This window comes from Ruegeria sp. BG10 (genome assembly GCF_056538575.1).
The window spans coordinates 658,706-674,719 of sequence record NZ_JBQFTI010000001.1 but is presented as its reverse complement, the minus strand read 5'-3'; the positions used below and the strand labels follow the sequence as shown (position 1 = coordinate 674,719).

At 57.1% G+C, this 16,014-nt stretch carries 15 protein-coding genes; 2 read left to right on the top strand and 13 right to left on the bottom strand.

Annotated features, from left to right (window positions below; genetic code table 11):
• From ACR0D8_RS03290 to ugpB, 8 genes are all read right to left on the bottom strand, one after another.
• Positions 1-189, bottom strand: a complete 189-nt coding sequence (locus tag ACR0D8_RS03290) for a hypothetical protein (protein ID WP_475159399.1) — start codon at positions 187-189, stop codon at positions 1-3.
• The gene (locus tag ACR0D8_RS03285) at positions 186-1,124 is read right to left on the bottom strand and encodes a carbohydrate ABC transporter permease (protein ID WP_475159398.1); all 939 of its coding nucleotides are present in this window, start codon (positions 1,122-1,124) and stop codon (positions 186-188) included. Before ACR0D8_RS03285 ends, ACR0D8_RS03290 begins: the two co-directional genes overlap by 4 nt.
• Positions 1,121-2,068: a carbohydrate ABC transporter permease gene (locus ACR0D8_RS03280; protein ID WP_480644585.1), complete on the bottom strand. Its 948-nt coding sequence runs from the start codon at positions 2,066-2,068 to the stop codon at positions 1,121-1,123. The genes ACR0D8_RS03285 and ACR0D8_RS03280 overlap by 4 nt, the downstream gene beginning before the upstream one ends.
• A 79-nt stretch (positions 2,069-2,147) precedes the next feature.
• The gene (locus tag ACR0D8_RS03275; protein WP_480644583.1) at positions 2,148-3,467 is read right to left on the bottom strand and encodes an ABC transporter substrate-binding protein; all 1,320 of its coding nucleotides are present in this window, start codon (positions 3,465-3,467) and stop codon (positions 2,148-2,150) included.
• 278 nt (positions 3,468-3,745) lie between these two features.
• Positions 3,746-4,804 (bottom strand): sn-glycerol-3-phosphate ABC transporter ATP-binding protein UgpC, encoded by a 1,059-nt coding sequence (ugpC, locus tag ACR0D8_RS03270; protein ID WP_480644581.1) that lies wholly within the window; start codon positions 4,802-4,804, stop codon positions 3,746-3,748.
• A gap of 3 nt (positions 4,805-4,807) precedes the next feature.
• A complete protein-coding gene (gene ugpE, locus ACR0D8_RS03265; protein ID WP_475163400.1) occupies positions 4,808-5,644 on the bottom strand; it encodes a sn-glycerol-3-phosphate ABC transporter permease UgpE in 837 nt (278 codons plus the stop codon).
• A gap of 20 nt (positions 5,645-5,664) precedes the next feature.
• Positions 5,665-6,546, bottom strand: a complete 882-nt coding sequence (gene ugpA, locus ACR0D8_RS03260; RefSeq protein WP_475159392.1) for a sn-glycerol-3-phosphate ABC transporter permease UgpA — start codon at positions 6,544-6,546, stop codon at positions 5,665-5,667.
• A 61-nt stretch (positions 6,547-6,607) separates the two neighbouring features.
• A complete protein-coding gene (gene ugpB / locus ACR0D8_RS03255) occupies positions 6,608-7,918 on the bottom strand; it encodes a sn-glycerol-3-phosphate ABC transporter substrate-binding protein UgpB (RefSeq protein WP_480644579.1) in 1,311 nt (436 codons plus the stop codon).
• A gap of 178 nt (positions 7,919-8,096) precedes the next feature.
• Between ugpB and ACR0D8_RS03250 the strand changes: the two genes are divergently transcribed.
• Positions 8,097-9,011: a LysR substrate-binding domain-containing protein gene (locus ACR0D8_RS03250; protein WP_480644577.1), complete on the top strand. Its 915-nt coding sequence runs from the start codon at positions 8,097-8,099 to the stop codon at positions 9,009-9,011.
• Positions 9,012-9,124: 113 nt separating this feature from the next.
• Here the strand turns inward: ACR0D8_RS03250 and ACR0D8_RS03245 are convergent, their stop codons facing one another.
• Complete coding sequence (locus ACR0D8_RS03245; protein WP_480646414.1) at positions 9,125-9,409, bottom strand: hypothetical protein; 285 nt, start codon at positions 9,407-9,409, stop codon at positions 9,125-9,127.
• Between ACR0D8_RS03245 and ACR0D8_RS03240 the strand changes: the two genes are divergently transcribed.
• Positions 9,290-11,269, top strand: a complete 1,980-nt coding sequence (locus ACR0D8_RS03240; protein WP_480644576.1) for a bifunctional 2',3'-cyclic-nucleotide 2'-phosphodiesterase/3'-nucleotidase — start codon at positions 9,290-9,292, stop codon at positions 11,267-11,269. The genes ACR0D8_RS03245 and ACR0D8_RS03240 overlap by 120 nt on opposite strands.
• A gap of 180 nt (positions 11,270-11,449) precedes the next feature.
• On the opposite strand, the gene ACR0D8_RS03235 is transcribed toward ACR0D8_RS03240, so the two are convergent.
• The 4 genes from ACR0D8_RS03235 to ACR0D8_RS03220 form a co-directional block, all read right to left on the bottom strand.
• On the bottom strand, positions 11,450-12,466 hold the full coding sequence (locus tag ACR0D8_RS03235; protein ID WP_475159385.1) for a GlxA family transcriptional regulator: 1,017 nt from the start codon (positions 12,464-12,466) through the stop codon (positions 11,450-11,452).
• Between the two features lie 71 nt (positions 12,467-12,537).
• Positions 12,538-14,010, bottom strand: coding sequence for a Na+/H+ antiporter NhaC (gene nhaC, locus ACR0D8_RS03230; protein ID WP_475159384.1), 1,473 nt, complete (start codon positions 14,008-14,010; stop codon positions 12,538-12,540).
• 269 nt (positions 14,011-14,279) lie between these two features.
• Positions 14,280-14,807 (bottom strand): beta-class carbonic anhydrase, encoded by a 528-nt coding sequence (locus tag ACR0D8_RS03225; protein WP_480644575.1) that lies wholly within the window; start codon positions 14,805-14,807, stop codon positions 14,280-14,282.
• Between the two features lie 36 nt (positions 14,808-14,843).
• Positions 14,844-15,950: an NmrA family NAD(P)-binding protein gene (locus ACR0D8_RS03220; RefSeq protein WP_480644574.1), complete on the bottom strand. Its 1,107-nt coding sequence runs from the start codon at positions 15,948-15,950 to the stop codon at positions 14,844-14,846.
• Between the last annotated feature and the right edge of the window lie 64 nt (positions 15,951-16,014).

Genomic DNA, 16,014 nt, shown 5'->3' with positions numbered 1-16,014 from the left:
CTACTCCGGGAAATGGCTGACGATAATGAACATGACCGTTCCGATCAGCGTGACAATGAAGGAATACGTAAAGGCCCACAGGACAAACGGTTGCATCAGCATAAAGACCCCGACCGCGATCAGGATGGTTGCGATCATCTCCCATGGGCCACGGCGAAATCGGATCAGGCCAGTCAGAAAGTCGCTCATTTGCGCACCGCTCCAAATGTGATCCCGCGCAACAGATGTTTGCGCATCAGGATGGTGAAAATCATGACCGGGATCAGGAACAGCGTCGCGCCGGCGGCCACTGCAGGCCAGTCAAGCCCGCCGATCCCGATGATAGTTGGGATGAACGGCGGTGCCGTCTGCGCAGTCGCCGATGTCAGCAGCACGGCAAAGGCGTATTCGTTCCATGCGAAGATCAGGCAGAAGATCGCGGTGGACGCTATTCCCGTGGCCGCCTGCGGCAGAACCACCTTGTAGAAGGCCTGAAACCGGGTGTAGCCGTCGATAAGCGCCGCCTCTTCGTATTCGCGCGGAATCTCGTCGATGAACCCCTTCAGAAGCCACACTGCCAGCGAGATATTCACTCCGGTATAAAGCAGGATCATTCCCAGATGCGTGTCGCTGAGGCCGAGGTTCCTGAACATCAGGAAGATCGGGATCGCCACCGCCACCGGCGGCATCATACGCGTGCTGAGGATGAAAAACAGCAAGTCATCCTTGAGGGGCACTTTGAACCGGCTGAACGCATAAGCCGCCAATGTGCCCAGGAAAATACTCAGGAACGTCGAACCGAACCCGATGATCACCGAATTCATGAATCGTTCGCCAAACTTGGACGGGCCGACAATCACCATGTCGTACTGCCGGACGATTTCGTCGGCCCAGTTCTGCGGCGGGTTGGCCTCCAGAAACTCCTGCGTCTGGCGGGTTCTGGTTGTGAACAGGTTTACGTAACCTTCCAGCGTTGGATCAAAGACGACCTTGGGCGGATAGCTGATGGCATCCGCCGGCGACTTGAACCCTGTCAGCAAAATCCAGACCAACGGGATCATGGTGATCAGCGCGTAAGAGATGACCAGAATGCCGGCAATCCACTTGGACCGATTGGTGGGTTCGGTGACGGAAAAGCTGCTCATCTCTGTTTCACCTTGTTCAGGGCTTTGACGTAGATCGACGCAAGGCCGAACACGGTGACAAAAAGGATGATTGCATAGGCTGACGCGTAGCCGGTTCGCCATTTCTCGAAGGCTTCGCGTTTCAGATTGATCGAAGTCAGTTCAGTTGTTGAACCGGGTCCGCCGCCGGTCAGTTGCACCACCAGATCGAACATCTTGAAGTTTTCGATCCCCCGGAAAAGAACCGCCAGCATCAGGAACGGCAGCACCATCGGAATCGTAATGGTGAAGAATTGCCGGATCTTGCTGGCCCGGTCGATCTCGGCGGCTTCATAGATGTAATCCGGGATGCTGCGCAGTCCGGCCAGACAGATCAGCATCACGAACGGTGTCCACATCCAGGTGTCCACGATCACGATCGACCATGGCGCCAGCTGAACCGAACCCAGCATCTCAAAGCTCGACGGGTCCTTACCCGTGAACCATGAGACGATATAGTTGAACAGCCCGATCTGCGGTTGATACAGGAACTTCCAGAAATTTCCGACAACCGCCGGGGACAGCATCATCGGCAGTACGATGATCGTGGTCCACAGATCGTTGCCTTTGAATTTCCTGTTGATCAGCCACGCCAGCGTGAATCCGATCAGGACCTGGAAAAAGATCGTCCAGAACAGGAAATGCGCCGTGGCCTGCATGTTCAGCCAGGTATCGGAGTCTGTCAGGATGCGCTCGTAATTCCGGAACCCCACATCCTTGACCTCGCGCCCGATCCGGTTGGCCTTGTAGTTGGTGAAACTCAGCTGGATGGTCCAGATCAGCGGAAAGATATTGATTGCAAGCAACAGGAAGATTGTTGGCGAAATGAATATCCAGGCGATCGCGCGATCGGACAGCCCCCGAATTTTTCGCGCAACTCGCACGGGCGTTGCCTGCGCAACGCGATCTATCGTCCGGTCAGACATATCTTTGCCAGTTCTTGTCGGTTGCGAACTCACGGTCGAAGCCAGAGCGGGCAGAGCCCGCTCTTGCCCTGTTTCCGGGTTACAGCTTGCCTTCGTCCTCGAAGACTTCGGTCCAGTCCTCGATCAGAAGATCAAGCGCTTCCTGCGCTGTGCCCTGATCGGCGACAACATAGTCGTGGATACGCTTTTGCATCGCCAGCAGCAGTTCCGCATAAGCCGGTTCCTGCCAGAAATCCTTGACGTCATTCATCGCCAGCAGGAAGTCCCCGGCAAACGGCGCGCTTTCTACAAAGCCCGGGTCCTGCAACACCGAGTTATGCGCCGAGTATCCACCCAGTTCCCACCACTTTGCCTGAACTTCGGGCTGCGCGAACCACTTGATGTATTCCAGTGCCGCATCCTGCTTGTCCGAATAACTGACCACCGAAATACCCTGACCGCCCAGCGTCGAACCTGCGACGTTCTGTGGCGGGTTCACGAAAAAGTCGATCTTGTCGCCACCGGTATTGGGATCGGCATAAAGGCCCGGGAAAAACGCAAACCAGTTCATCGCCATGGCAACCTGACCCGATTTAAAGGCGTCCAGGCTCTCACCCATATAAGAGTTGGTGTAACCCGGCGGTGTCGCGGTTTTGTAGAACTCCTTGTAGAACTCCAGCGCTTCCACCGCTTCGGGCGAATTCACGGCACCTTCCATGTCATAGGAGCCCGGCGTGTTCTCATATTTGAACCCCCACGGATACAGCGCCCCGGTCACCCCCATGGTGATCCCTTCCGAGCCGCGCTCGGTAAAGATCGCCGCGCCATAGACGGTCTTGCCGTCAATCTCACGACCCTGGAAGAATTGCGCGATCTGCAAAAGTTCCTTCTGGGATTCAGGCTCTCTCAGGTCCTGCCCTGTCGCGTCCTTGTACGCTGCCTGAATCTCGGGATTTTCGAACCAGTCCTTGCGATAGAACCACCCGTTCGCATCCCCCATCGCCGGAAGCGCATAATAGTTCGGCGTGCCCTTCGGCCAGGTCGAATAGGCGTATACCGTGGCCGGGGCGAAATCATCCATACTGATGCCTTCGGAATCGAAGAAGTCATTCAGCTTGACGTAATGGCCGTTTTCAGCACCGCCGCCGATCCACTGGCTGTCTCCAATCAAAAGATCGCAGAGCTTTCCCCCTGAATTCAGTTCGTTCAGCATCCGGTCCGCAAAATTCGGCCACGGCACGAATTCAAAGTTCATTGTGTGGCCCGACTCGGCCTCGAATTCCTTTGAAAGTTCGACGAGCGCGTTCGCCGGGTCCCATGCCGCCCAACACAATGTCAGGTCTTCGGCTTTTGCCGTTGTAGAAAGAGTAGTAGCGGCAAAGACTAATGCGCTGGCCGAAGCCAGTTTTAGGTAAGTCATCCATTCCTCCCTTTTTTGAGCCGAGAAATCGAGGATGTGCGAATCGCGGCATACCCCCAAGGCTATTTGAGGTGCGTACCTCAAGTCCAGTGATTTTTGAGGTTCGTACCTCAAGTCAGCTTAACGCTGACAGCTCCATCACTTATATCTTTGTTTTTGTTTACTTTCCGGGTTCGCTGGAAGTTTTCCCTTTGGGACAACACCTCAGCGCAGAAATTCGGCATCTGCCTTGCAAGCGAACCACCCGGACAACCGAACCTCGTCGGGCTACCTTGTCCCTATTGGTCTTCCAGCCGGTTTCCGGACGCGGAGTCGAAAAGGTGCATGTGCCCCGGAGAGATCGCGAACCGCATGTTCGGGTGCCGGCCTTCGATGGGGTGAACACCCGGCAGGCTGATGGTGATTGCGTGGCTACCGCCGGTAAGGTGACCGTGCAGAAGCGTGTTTGCCCCCAAAGGCTCGGCCATCTGAACCTCGACCGCAAACGGGCCGTTTTCATCCGACACCAGATGCTCTGGTCGAACACCCAGCATTAACGGCATGTCCGCACCCTGCGATGGCTCAACTTCGATGTCCCCAAGCCGGATTACCCCGCCCTCACGCCGTGCTTCAAAAACATTCATCGCGGGGCTGCCGATGAACTGGGCGGCAAACAGGGTTCTCGGCGTTTCGTAAACTTCCAGCGGGGTGCCGATCTGTTCGGCGACGCCGCCGTTCATCACGATCATCCGGTCTGCCATCGTCATCGCTTCGACCTGATCGTGCGTCACGTAAAGCGACGTGATCCCCAGTTTTTCCTGCAATTCGCGGATTTCCAGCCGCATTTGAACGCGCAGCTTTGCGTCCAGGTTCGAAAGCGGTTCATCAAACAGAAATACCGCAGGTTCGCGGACAATGGCGCGGCCCATCGCAACCCTTTGACGTTGGCCGCCGGACAATTGTCTGGGCTTGCGATCCAGCAGCGGCTCAAGTTGCAAGAGCCTTGCAGCCTCTGTCACCTTCTGGTCGATCTGATCCCGTGGCAGGCCCGCAATCTTCAGGCCGTACCCCATGTTCTGACGCACAGACATATGGGGATAGAGCGCATAGTTCTGGAACACCATCGCGATATCGCGGTCCATCGGTTCCTTTTCGTTTGCCCTGTCATTGCCGATCCGGATTTCACCAGCCGTCACCGTTTCCAGCCCTGCCACCATCCGCAGCAGGGTGGACTTTCCGCAGCCAGACGGGCCGACGATCACGATAAATTCCCCATCGGCGATGTCGACATCGATCCCGTGAATGACGTCCGTCGGACCAAAGCTTTTTTTGACATTCTCAAGGGATACAGTTGCCATTTCTTACTTCTCGCTATCGACAAGGCCGCGGACAAAGAGCTTTTGCATCGAAACCACCACGATGACAGGCGGGATCATCGCCAGAATGGACGTCGCCATGATCGTTGGCCAATGCGCAAAGTCATCACCGGACGGGAACATCTGTTTGATGCCCATCACGATGGTGTTCATTTCAGGATCGGTGGTGATCAGAAGCGGCCAGAGGTATTGGTTCCATCCATAGATAAACAGGATCACGAACAGCGCCGCGATGTTAGTCCGGCTCATCGGCACCACGATATCGATGAAGAACCGCATCGGGCGGGCTCCGTCTACACGAGCCGCCTCGGCCAGTTCATCCGGGATCGTCAGAAAGAACTGACGAAACAGGAAAGTTGCCGTGGCCGAAGCGATCAGCGGGAAGATCAGCCCGTAATAGCTGTTGAGCATGCCAAACCCGGCAACCACTTCGAAGGTCGGGACAATCCGGACTTCGACCGGCAGCATCAGGGTTAGAAAAATCAGCCAGAAAAATGTCGAGCGACCGGGAAACCGGAAATAGACAATCGCAAACGCCGACAGAAGCGAAATGATGATTTTGCCGACCGCAATGCCAATGGCCATCACGAGGCTGTTGAACAGCATCGTTGCCACAGGCACGTTTACGCCGGAAAACAACGCTGCCTTGTAGTTCACCCAGAACTGATCGCCCGGCACGACGGGCATGGGCGGTGAGACGATATCGGCTTGCGTGACGGTCGAGGCGACGAAGGCCAGCCAAATGGGAAAGAAGATGATCAGAACGCCCAGGATCATGAAGGCGTGGGTCAGCCAGATGCCCGCGCCGCGTTTTTCGACCATTCCGTGTTGTTGGGCAGCCATCAGTAATGCACCCTCTTTTCCACGTATTTGAACTGAATGACGGTCAGCAGGCCAACCACGATCAGCAGGATCACGGACTGCGCCGAGGACGACCCCAGATCCTGTCCAACGAACCCGTCCGAGAAGACCTTGTAGACAAGGATTGTCGTCGCTTGCTGCGGCCCGCCGCCGGTGATCGTGTGGATCACGCCAAAGGTTTCGAAAAAGGCATAGACCACGTTTACGACCAGCAGGAAGAACGCGGTCGGCGACAACAGCGGCAACACAATGGTGAAGAACCGGCGCCAGAATCGCGCCCCGTCGATGGCGGCGGCCTCGATCACGGATCTCGGTACAGATTGAAGGGCGGCGAAGAAGAACAGGAAGTTATAGCTGATCCGCCCCCAAGCCGAGGCGACGACAACCAGTCCCATGGCTTCGGCGTCATTCAGGACATGGTTCCAGTCATATCCCAGTTGTCCGAGATACCAGGATACGACACCAACCCGGGTGTTGAACATGAACAGCCACAGGACACCAGCCACGGCCGGGGCAACGGCGTAGGGCCAGATCAGCAGGGTTCGGTAAACGCCAGAGCCTTTGATCAACCGGTCTGCGATAACGGCCAGAAACAACGCCGGTATCATTGAACACAGCGTCACCAGCGTCGAGAACACCGCCGTTGTCACGAAAGACGCGCGGTAGAACTTGTCGCTCAGCAAAAACTCGAAGTTACCCAGACCCACGAATTGCGAGGACAGGCCAAAGGGATCGGGAATGAACAGCGACTGCCACACCGCCTGCCCAGCCGGATAAAAAAAGAAGACAGCCGAAATGATGACCTGCGGAGCGATCAGCGCAAGCGGCAAAAGCCAGCCGCGAAAGGTGACGCGTTTTTCCATCCCGGTGTTCCAGTCGCAAAAGTAAATGCGGGCCCGTGGGGGCCCGCACCGGTTTCAAGATTTACTGGTTTGCGGATTCAAACCGACGCAGCAGCGCATCCCCGCGCTCCTTGGCGCTGTCCATCGCTTCCTGAGCGGTTTTTTCGCCCGCCCAGACGGCCTCAAGCTCTTCGTCGATGATGCCGCGGATCTGGTCGAACGACCCCAGGCGCAGACCTTTCGAGTTTGCGGTCGGCTCCTTCGCGGTCATCTGAATGACGGCGATGTCGGTGCCCGGGTTTTCGTCGTAAAAGCCCGCGGCACGTGTGGCCTCTCCGGCTTCGGACGTGATCGGAAGGTATCCGGTATTCTGGTGCCACGACGCCTGAACAGGCGACGAGGACAGGAAGCTCAGGAATTCGCCGACGCCTTTATAAGCCTCGGGATCGTGCCCTTCCATGACCCAGAGAGAGGCACCGCCGATGATGGTGTTCTGCGGCTCACTGACGACGGCCTCCCAATAAGGCAGCGGACGTACGTCAAACTCGAACTCGGCCTCGGAACTGATGCCCGCGTAACCCGCCGAACTTTCGGTGAACAGAGCGCATTCCCCTGCCCTGAAGTTCGCGCCGCCCTCATTTCTGCGGCCGGTATAGATGAACTTGCCATCCTTGGCCCAGTCACCCATAGCGCTCAGATGCGCAACCTGCGCCGGACCGTTCAGCATCAGCTCGGTATCCAGGCCGCCAAAGCCGTTGTCCTGCGACGCAAAGGGAACGTCGTGATAGGCCGAGAAGTTCTCAAGGTGGATCCAGCTCTGCCATGCGGTGACCAGCGGACAGTCTTCCCCGCCTGCCTTTAGCTGCTCCAGCACGTCACCCACTTTCTCCCATGTCGAAAGATCCGTGTCGGGATCGACACCCGCCGCCGTCATGGCGTCGCGGTTGACCCACAACACCGGCGTTGAGGAGTTGAATGGAAGCGAGAGCATTTCCCCTTCGGGAGTCGTATAATACCCTTTGACCGACCCGATATAGGCATCCGGATCGAAAGAAGCGCCACTTTCGCCCATTACTTCGTAAACCGGCTTGATTGCGCCCTTGGCCGACATCATCGTCGCGGTACCGACCTCAAACACCATCAGGATATGGGGCTGTTCGCCCGCCCGGAATGCCGCAATCCCGGCGTTCAGCGTTTCAGAATAGTTACCCTTGTGGCTTTCAACCACGACAAATTCATCCTGACTTGCGTTGAACTCTTCGACCTGGGCCTTCACAAGCTCACCCAGACGCCCGGTAAAAGCGTGCCAGAACTGAACTTCGGTTTGCGCCATTGCCGCCACAGGGGACAAGATGGTCGAAACGGCGAGCGCGCCGAGTAATTGCTTTTTCATGGTTCCTCCCACGCATCAAAATTGATGCTTTGTTAGCATCGCACGCATGACGCATACGGTGCGCTTGATTACGTTACGACGTTACCGCCAACAGAATATAATTCAAGACCTGTTTATTGATCAAAAACATAACATGGTGTTATATCATTTACCGGACTGAAAGCGGACTGGATTGGCAATGAGTCAAACCCTGAGGATCAGACAGCTTGAAGCCCTGATGGCCGTTACCACGAATGGTTCGGTCACCGCTGCGGCGACCGATCTTGGCGTCAGCCAACCCGCGGTCAGCCGGCTTCTTTCCGATCTTGAGAAATCACTTGGGTTTCAGCTTTTCGATCGTCGCGAGGGACGATTGGTCCCGACCCAGGAGGTCCGGTATCTGCAACCCAGTGTCGAACGTGTACTGGAGCTTATGAAGCAGATTTCCGACACCAGCCAGGACATCACTCAACGAAAGGCGGGTCATATCCGCGTTGCCTGCCTGCCGGGATTTGCGACCAGCCATCTGCCCAGTGTTATCGCCGATTTTCTAAAGGAACGCCCCGGCGTCACTATGACGATCGAACCAGACCGGCCCGAACGCATCCTGGAATGGATGATGGGCGAGCAGTATGATTTCGGGATCACCGACGGCTTCAACGGCCACCCCGCTGTGGAAAGCAGAAATGTGGACGTCCGGACGGTGTGCGTGTTCCCCGCAGGCCACCATCTGGAAGACAAGGCCGAGATCACGCCAGCGGACCTTGCAGGCGAAAAGATCATTCACACCAGGCGCGACAGCGATTTTTTCGGGCGGCTGTCCCGGGTGTTTCAAAATGCAAAAGTGGCACTGAATTCTCATATTGAAGTGCGCCAGTTCACTGCGGCATGTGAACTGTCTCTGAAGGGGGCCGGTGTCTCGGTCGTGAGCGAGTTGGACGCCGTCCAGTTCACCGAACAGGGGCTGATCTACCGGCCGTTCACGCCTGCGCTGCCTCATACCCTGTCGCTGGTCAGGCCGGTTCTGAAACAACCGTCGCTGGTGACACTGGAGTTCATTGAGTTGTTCAGCGAAAGCCTGCGCCCTTTCATGTCGGACCCCGGCAGCACCTGACAGGCCCGGCATGCCGTTACGCGGCACTTCTGTTCTGCAATAGGCAAAGAGTCGCCGCAGAGGTTGGAAATTGATGTCCGACCAGGTCCGCAATCCTTTGCCAATTCACAGATTTATCCGATCTGAGCATCACGCTTTACTGGCACCGTCAATTCGGGGCACAGTGATTGAGAAGCCCACCCCGGATCGACGCAGAAGATGCGACAGCAATCGGAGTCATACTCTTGTTGCGACCAGCATTCAAAAGACGCGTTGATCAATAAATCGAAAGGTGTCCCATGCTGCCCTCCAACCGAATAAAGCTTTCTCGTCGCCATTTCCTTGCCACCACGACGGCCGGCGCCGCTGCTGTTGTCCTGCACCCGTTTTCCGCGGCGGCAGCCGACAATCAGGCGCATCTGAGGATCATGGAGACTACTGACATCCATGTTCACGTGTTCCCTTACGACTATTACGCAGACAAACCGCGCGATACTGTCGGCCTGTCGCGCACAGCGTCGATCATCAACGAGATCCGCGCCGAGGCAACCAATTCCCTGCTTGTCGACAATGGCGACTTTTTGCAGGGCAACCCGATGGGTGACTACATTGCGTATGAGCGTGGCATGAAGGACGGCGACAGCCACCCGATCATCACTGCCTTCAATACCATCGGCTATGACGCCGCCACGCTTGGCAACCATGAGTTTAACTATGGCCTGGGTTTTCTTGAGAAGGCGCTGGCCGGGGCAGATTTCCCCCTGGTGCTGGCCAATGTCGCGAAAGAAACCGGAGCCACCCCGCGCGATGACAAGACGCTGGTCCAGCCCTACACCATTCTTGAGCGCGACATCGAAATGGGTGACGGCACCAAACACCCGATCAAGATCGGCGTCATCGGCTTCACCCCGCCGCAGATCATGAACTGGGACCGTAAGCATCTGGAAGGCAATGTTCAGGCCCGCGACATCGTTGAAACGGCACAGGCTTACGTCCCCGAAATGAAAGAACAGGGCTGCGATCTGATCATCGCCCTGTCGCATTCGGGAATTGGTGCCGCAGATCACGAGGACGGGATGGAAAACGCGTCGGTTGTTTTGGCCGGCGTTGACGGGATTGACGCGCTGGTGACCGGTCACAATCACCTTGTGTTCCCGTCCCCGACCTTTGCCGATCAACCGGGTATCGACGTGGAAAAAGGCACCTTGCTGGGCAAACCCGCTGTGATGGGTGGGTTCTGGGGGTCGCATCTGGGCCTGCTGGACCTGTTGCTTGAACGGGACGGGAACGAATGGCGTGTCGTCACGACCACGTCCGAGGCGCGTCCAATTTCAAAGCGAAACGAAGACCGTTCGATCACGGCGCTGGTCGCAGACGACCAGAAGGTTCTGGATTCGGTAGCCACGGATCATGACGAAACCCTGGCCTATGTGCGCCGCGCGGTTGGAAAGACGTCGGCCCCGCTGCACAGTTACTTCGCCCTTGTCGCCGATGACCCGTCGGTGCAGATCGTTTCGATTGCGCAGAAATGGTATGTCGAGGAAATGATGAAAGGCACCGAGCATGAGGGCCTTCCGATCTTGTCGGCGGCAGCGCCGTTCAAGGCGGGCGGTCGCGGCGGTCCGGACTATTACACCGATGTTCCGGTGGGGGACGTTGCCATCAAGAACGTGGCCGACCTGTACCTGTACCCGAACACGGTCCGCGCGGTGCGGGTAAACGGCGCTCAGGTGCGGGGATGGCTTGAACGGTCCGCCGGCATGTTCAATCAGATCGAAGCCGGGTCTCAAGATGCCGTTTTGCTGAACCCGTCCTTCCCATCCTACAATTTCGACGTCATGGACGGGGTGACCTATCAGATCGACCTGTCCCAGCCTTCACGCTTCGGCCCGGACGGCGAGGAAGCGAACCCTGATGCGGCAAGGATCGTCAATCTTGAGTTCGACGGCGCTCCGGTCACCGACGACATGGAGTTCATCATCGCGACCAACAACTACCGCGCGTCGGGTGGCGGGACTTTCCCCGGCGCATTGGGCGACACGGTGGTATTTGAAGCGCCTGATACCAATCGCGACGTGATCGTTCGCTATATTGTCGAACAGGGGACGATTGATCCCAAGGCAGATGCGAACTGGTCCTTTGCGCCGCTGGGTGACACAACCGTTCTGTTCGAAACCGGACCCAAAGCCCGCGACTATATGCAGGACGTCAAAGGCGTCTCCATTGAAGACGCAGGGGAAGGTGCCGACGGGTTTGCCGCATTCCGCATACGATTGTAAGGCACCCTACATGGCTTAACGCAGGCGACCTTTTTGGGCGCCTGCTCAGACGTTTAACTGAGGTTCCTGAGGCGTATTTGTTAGCGCACGGGTATCGGTAGGCAGACTTCACCGGCCGGAAGCAGCGCGAATTTTGCGCATGTACCGGGGTTCGGGAGTGCACCTGCCGCCAAGGCTGGTCTAGCCGTTTTTCTCGGACCACCCTCGTCTGAAGGACGTGGGCGACTCGCCATATCGTTTCTTGAAGCGCGTCGTAAGCTGCGTTGCGCTGCCAAATCCGGTGGCGGCCGCGATTTCAGCAACGGTCAGCTCTGTTTCGCTGAGCAGCGCATAGGCCCTCTCAACCCGCAGCTCGATGTAAAATTGGACCGGAGAAACCTCGACATATTTCTGAAATAACCGTTCCAGCTGACGGCGGGAAATGCTTACGGTGTCGGCAATATCCGAGATTTCCAGCGGATCCTCCAGATGTTCGTGCATGATCTGGATCGCGTTGATCAGGTATTGGTTCCGACTGCCCAGCGCCACAGACAGGGCGGACTTTTGAAGCGTTTTTCTGTTGTTCGACCGGAAATGGATGCACATGTCCGAGACAATGATTGCAAGGTCTTTGCCAAAGTCGGATTCAATCATGTCCAGCATCATGTCGGTGGCCGCATTGCCACCGCCGCAGGTCATCAAGTCATTGTCTATCTCGTACAGGTTCGCTGACGGCTCCAGCCCGTCGAAATGTTCGACAAAGGCGGGGTGGTTTTCCCAATGCAGCGTGAATTTCTTTCCGGACAGTGCCCCTGCCTTCGCAAGCGCGAATGCGCCGGTGCAAATCCCGCCCAGCTTGCAGCCAAACGCCCTTTGGCGGCTGATCCACGACAGAACCTTGGCATTGGTGCTTTCCGCAGGCTCGATCCCCGAGCAGACGAACATCCGGGACGTTCGCGGCAGGTTTTGCAGGGGAAAATCAGGCGTGATCTGGATACCGTTGGAACACAGAACGGAGTTTCCGTCCTCGGTGATCAGGAACCACTTGTAGAGTTCCTTGTTGGTGACCTGATTGGCGATCCTGAGCGGCTCGACCGCGGCGCTGAAGGCAAGCATGGTCAGTTTCGGCAAAAGCAGGAAAAAGATCTCTTTCGCCGCCCCGTCGTAATCAATGCGAAAGCTGGCCGCCCCTTTGGGGATAAAGTTCCTCGGGTTCATTTCCTTCGCCTCCCAGTATGCACCAAGATGGATGAAAGGCACCAACACCCGCAGGTGTTGGTGCAGGTTTGTCAGGCGTTCAACTGAGCAACAGGCTCTCCGCTAGCCTCCCACAGGCGGACCTCCTCTTCGCTCGCCTTCGGAGAAAAGAGACCTGTCATGGCGTAAAAGATACCGATAACCGGTGACAGCCAGCAAGCGAAGGCCAGCGGGATGTACAGCAGGTTTTCAAAGTTGCCATCCGCAATGCCCAGCCCCAGCGCCGTGATCACAAAGGCACCGCCCGCGTTCCAGGGGATCAGGGGGGACACCAGCGTTCCGCCTTCCTCGACCGCGCGCGACAGGTTCAGCGGCGAATATCCCATGGCACGATACACCGGCGCGTACATACGCCCCGGCAGAGCGATGGACAGGTATGGGTCGCCGGCAACGGTGTTTGTCGCAACCGAGGTCAAAATGGCCGAGGTCTGGATGCCGGCAAACGTTTTCACCTTCGAGATGACGACCTTGATGATCGCCTGCAGGCAGCCCACACGCTCCAGCGCGCCACCGAACCCCAGGGCCAGCAGAACCAGAGAGATCGTCCACATCATCGACTGAATGCCGCCCCGGTTCAGCAGCGGGTCGATCTCGGGCACACCGGTGTCAATCGAATACCCGCTGTTGGCAAAGGTGAAGGTTTCGTGAAGGCCCGCGCCCTGGCACAGAATGGCCATGATCCCCCCCAGAACGGCACCCGCAAACAGCGACGGGATCGGCGGTTGTTTCATGACCGCCAGCACAATGACCAGAACAGCCGGCAACAGCATGATCGGCGAGATCCAGAAGGCATCATCCAGCGCGGTCGTGATGGCGTGGATACGGTCAAAGGATACCTGAGACGTATCGATCAGAGTAAAGCCTACGACAAAATAGATCACCAGCGCGATCAGCATGGATGGAACCGTTGTCGGCAGCATGTTGCGTATGTGATCGAACAGGTTGGTCCCGGTCACCGCAGGTGCGAGGTTCGTCGTGTCAGACAACGGCGAAATCTTGTCGCCGAAAAACGCGCCGGATACCACGGCCCCTGCCGTCCAGTACATCGGAATACCAAATCCCGCACCAATCCCCATCAGGGCCAGACCCACCGTACCAGTAGTACCCCACGAGGTGCCCAGTGAGACCGAGACGATCGAACACAGCACCATTCCTGCGGCAAGGAAAAGCTCGGGCGACAGGATCTTGAGCCCGTAATAGATCAGCGTGGGAACCGTGCCGCTGGCAATCCAAACGCCGATGATCATGCCGACCGTGATCAGGATCGAAACAGACGGCAGCGAGATGTTGATAACGTGGAAAACGCCTTCTTCGATACTGGGCCATTTGTGGCCGAGCATTAAGCCAACGATGCCGGTTATCGCGATTCCGAATGCCAGCGGAATATGCGGGGTAAAGTCACCGAAATAGAATAGCTGCAGGCCAAGAACGAACAGCGTCAGCACTATTGGCACAAGCGCCAAAAACAGGCCCGGCTGTCGTATGTTGTCTTCATTTGCGGACATGTAGGTCTCCTCCGTTGGAATGATCCAGAACCGTGATGATCTGCGGAAGAAACCAAAATTTGCGATGCAGGACCGTAGGTCAGTGCGCACATCTTCTTGGAATTTGCGACACGGGCGTGTCGATTTCTGACGACTTGCTCATACCGAGGCCCAGGCAAGCACCATTGGGCATTGCCGAAAACGGTGCGGGCAAACTGGCCGACGGTAGACCTGGACCGTTTTGCGCCACCTTCAGCCCTCATTGGGAAAGTAGGCGGCGCAATAGCTGTCTATCTCAGCTTTTGAGGTGCAGCGACTTCTTCGAGTGTTCCGGTTTTAACGTCGTAAAGAGCGCCCGATACAAGGATGTGACCCGGCAAGTTCTTTGCGCTGCGCAACCGCGCGACGTCGTCCAGCAAGCTTTCTTCGTGGCTCGAAATTGCCGGCCCCGAGACATCGACCCCGATCCCGTCCCTGACGGCCTTTTGAAATCCGGGATTGGCAAACCGTTCCGCGCCGCATTGCGTGTGATGGACAACGATCACTTCGAACGGTCCGGGTGTTTCGCCGTCCATTTTACCAACCATGAAGGCCAGCGTGGCGATCTCTTGGACTACGGATTCGGTAACCCTGCCGCCGTTGTTTCGGATGACGACGGCATCTCCCAGGTCCAGTCCAAGGACATGGGCCGGATCGACACGCGCATCAACGCAGGTCACGATCACGGTCCGCAGTTTGGGCACGATCGGCAGGTCCGAGGCCGCAAAACGATCCGCGAATGCGCGGTTGCGCGCAAATAAAACTTCGGAATTTGACATGGTATTGCTCCTTGCGTTGTGACGGATATCAGGCAGTCAGGCTGCCCGTGTTTCGTTGGGTGTGTTTTGGTGCGGGTCATGCGTTTTCAGCCACTCTTGCGTTTCCTGCGCAAACATCGGGCTTTCGATCTGCACATAATCTCTGACCGACTGGACCTTGTTCAGATCAAGCGCGGGCGTCAGCAAGACCTTCGCAAAGCCGGCCAGCGCCTTGATGCGCCCGGACAATCCGGCGCGCAGGTCCGGCCGCCCGGCAACCGCGCGGCGTACGATGCTTTCGAACCTTTCCGGGGGCCGCCCGCCCACCCGTTCGACGTGATCTGTCGGCGCATTCACGGCAAAGGCACCCCTACGGTACTCTTCCGCATAGATTGCCAACTGAGAAACGGCTGCTTCGGAATAGTTAGATGGAGGGTGCGCACGCAGCGCTTTGGTCATTAACCTCTCGGAGATGTCGATATACCTGACCCTGCGCCCAAGTGCCCGGCCCATGGCGGCAGCAATGTCGTTGGGCGACAGAAGTTCCGGGCCGGTCGGGCGATAGGTCTCGCCCGCGTGGGCCGCCGGATCGACCAATGCGGCGACAACCACTCTGGCAATATCTTCATTGGAGGGTGGCGCGTTTTTCTTTTGGTCACCGGGTCCCAGTGGCATCGTGAACAGGCCAAGATGGGCCGCGTTGTCTAGCACCATCAGGTAGTTGTCCGCGAACCAACCGGGGATTACTGAGGTCACCGTCATATGCGCGGGCATGCGGATCAAAATATCGGACAAATAGACTTCGCGGGTGAACAGCGAAGGGTGATCAACCGCCGACAACCACTGGCCCAGCGTCACCACATGCTCAATACGCGCTTCATGGGCTGCGGCGGTGAAGACCGCGTTGAAATGCAGGCCGTTCGGAGCGGTCGGCGCGCATTGATAAGCGCGCTGGATACCCGACATGGCCCGTCGCATGTCGGTCAGGGAATATTGATTGCCCGCAAAGACCTCGGCACCGGCCGCTTCCAGCCGGTCTGCGCGCGCATCCCGACGCCGTACAAAGGCACGGACCGGAAACCCCTTTTTCAGCAATTGGAGCGTTACCGGAAGACCGGTTTTCCCGGCCGCGCTGGTCACGAGTATCTTTGGATAAGTTGACATCAGGATGCTCCTCATTCAGTGTCGCTTTACTAAATAAAGTGTTCACTTTATTTTTTAAAGTAAC

Coding starts and splice junctions, on each gene's coding strand:
- ACR0D8_RS03290 (WP_475159399.1), bottom strand. CDS start 189: ATGAGCGACTTTCTGACTGGCCTGATCCGATTTCGCCGTGGCCCATGG.
- ACR0D8_RS03285 (WP_475159398.1), bottom strand. CDS start 1,124: ATGAGCAGCTTTTCCGTCACCGAACCCACCAATCGGTCCAAGTGGATT.
- ACR0D8_RS03280 (WP_480644585.1), bottom strand. CDS start 2,068: ATGTCTGACCGGACGATAGATCGCGTTGCGCAGGCAACGCCCGTGCGA.
- ACR0D8_RS03275 (WP_480644583.1), bottom strand. CDS start 3,467: ATGACTTACCTAAAACTGGCTTCGGCCAGCGCATTAGTCTTTGCCGCT.
- ugpC (WP_480644581.1), bottom strand. CDS start 4,804: ATGGCAACTGTATCCCTTGAGAATGTCAAAAAAAGCTTTGGTCCGACG.
- ugpE (WP_475163400.1), bottom strand. CDS start 5,644: ATGGTCGAAAAACGCGGCGCGGGCATCTGGCTGACCCACGCCTTCATG.
- ugpA (WP_475159392.1), bottom strand. CDS start 6,546: ATGGAAAAACGCGTCACCTTTCGCGGCTGGCTTTTGCCGCTTGCGCTG.
- ugpB (WP_480644579.1), bottom strand. CDS start 7,918: ATGAAAAAGCAATTACTCGGCGCGCTCGCCGTTTCGACCATCTTGTCC.
- ACR0D8_RS03250 (WP_480644577.1), top strand. CDS start 8,097: ATGAGTCAAACCCTGAGGATCAGACAGCTTGAAGCCCTGATGGCCGTT.
- ACR0D8_RS03240 (WP_480644576.1), top strand. CDS start 9,290: ATGCTGCCCTCCAACCGAATAAAGCTTTCTCGTCGCCATTTCCTTGCC.
- ACR0D8_RS03245 (WP_480646414.1), bottom strand. CDS start 9,409: ATGCGCCTGATTGTCGGCTGCCGCCGCGGAAAACGGGTGCAGGACAAC.
- ACR0D8_RS03235 (WP_475159385.1), bottom strand. CDS start 12,466: ATGAACCCGAGGAACTTTATCCCCAAAGGGGCGGCCAGCTTTCGCATT.
- nhaC (WP_475159384.1), bottom strand. CDS start 14,010: ATGTCCGCAAATGAAGACAACATACGACAGCCGGGCCTGTTTTTGGCG.
- ACR0D8_RS03225 (WP_480644575.1), bottom strand. CDS start 14,807: ATGTCAAATTCCGAAGTTTTATTTGCGCGCAACCGCGCATTCGCGGAT.
- ACR0D8_RS03220 (WP_480644574.1), bottom strand. CDS start 15,950: ATGTCAACTTATCCAAAGATACTCGTGACCAGCGCGGCCGGGAAAACC.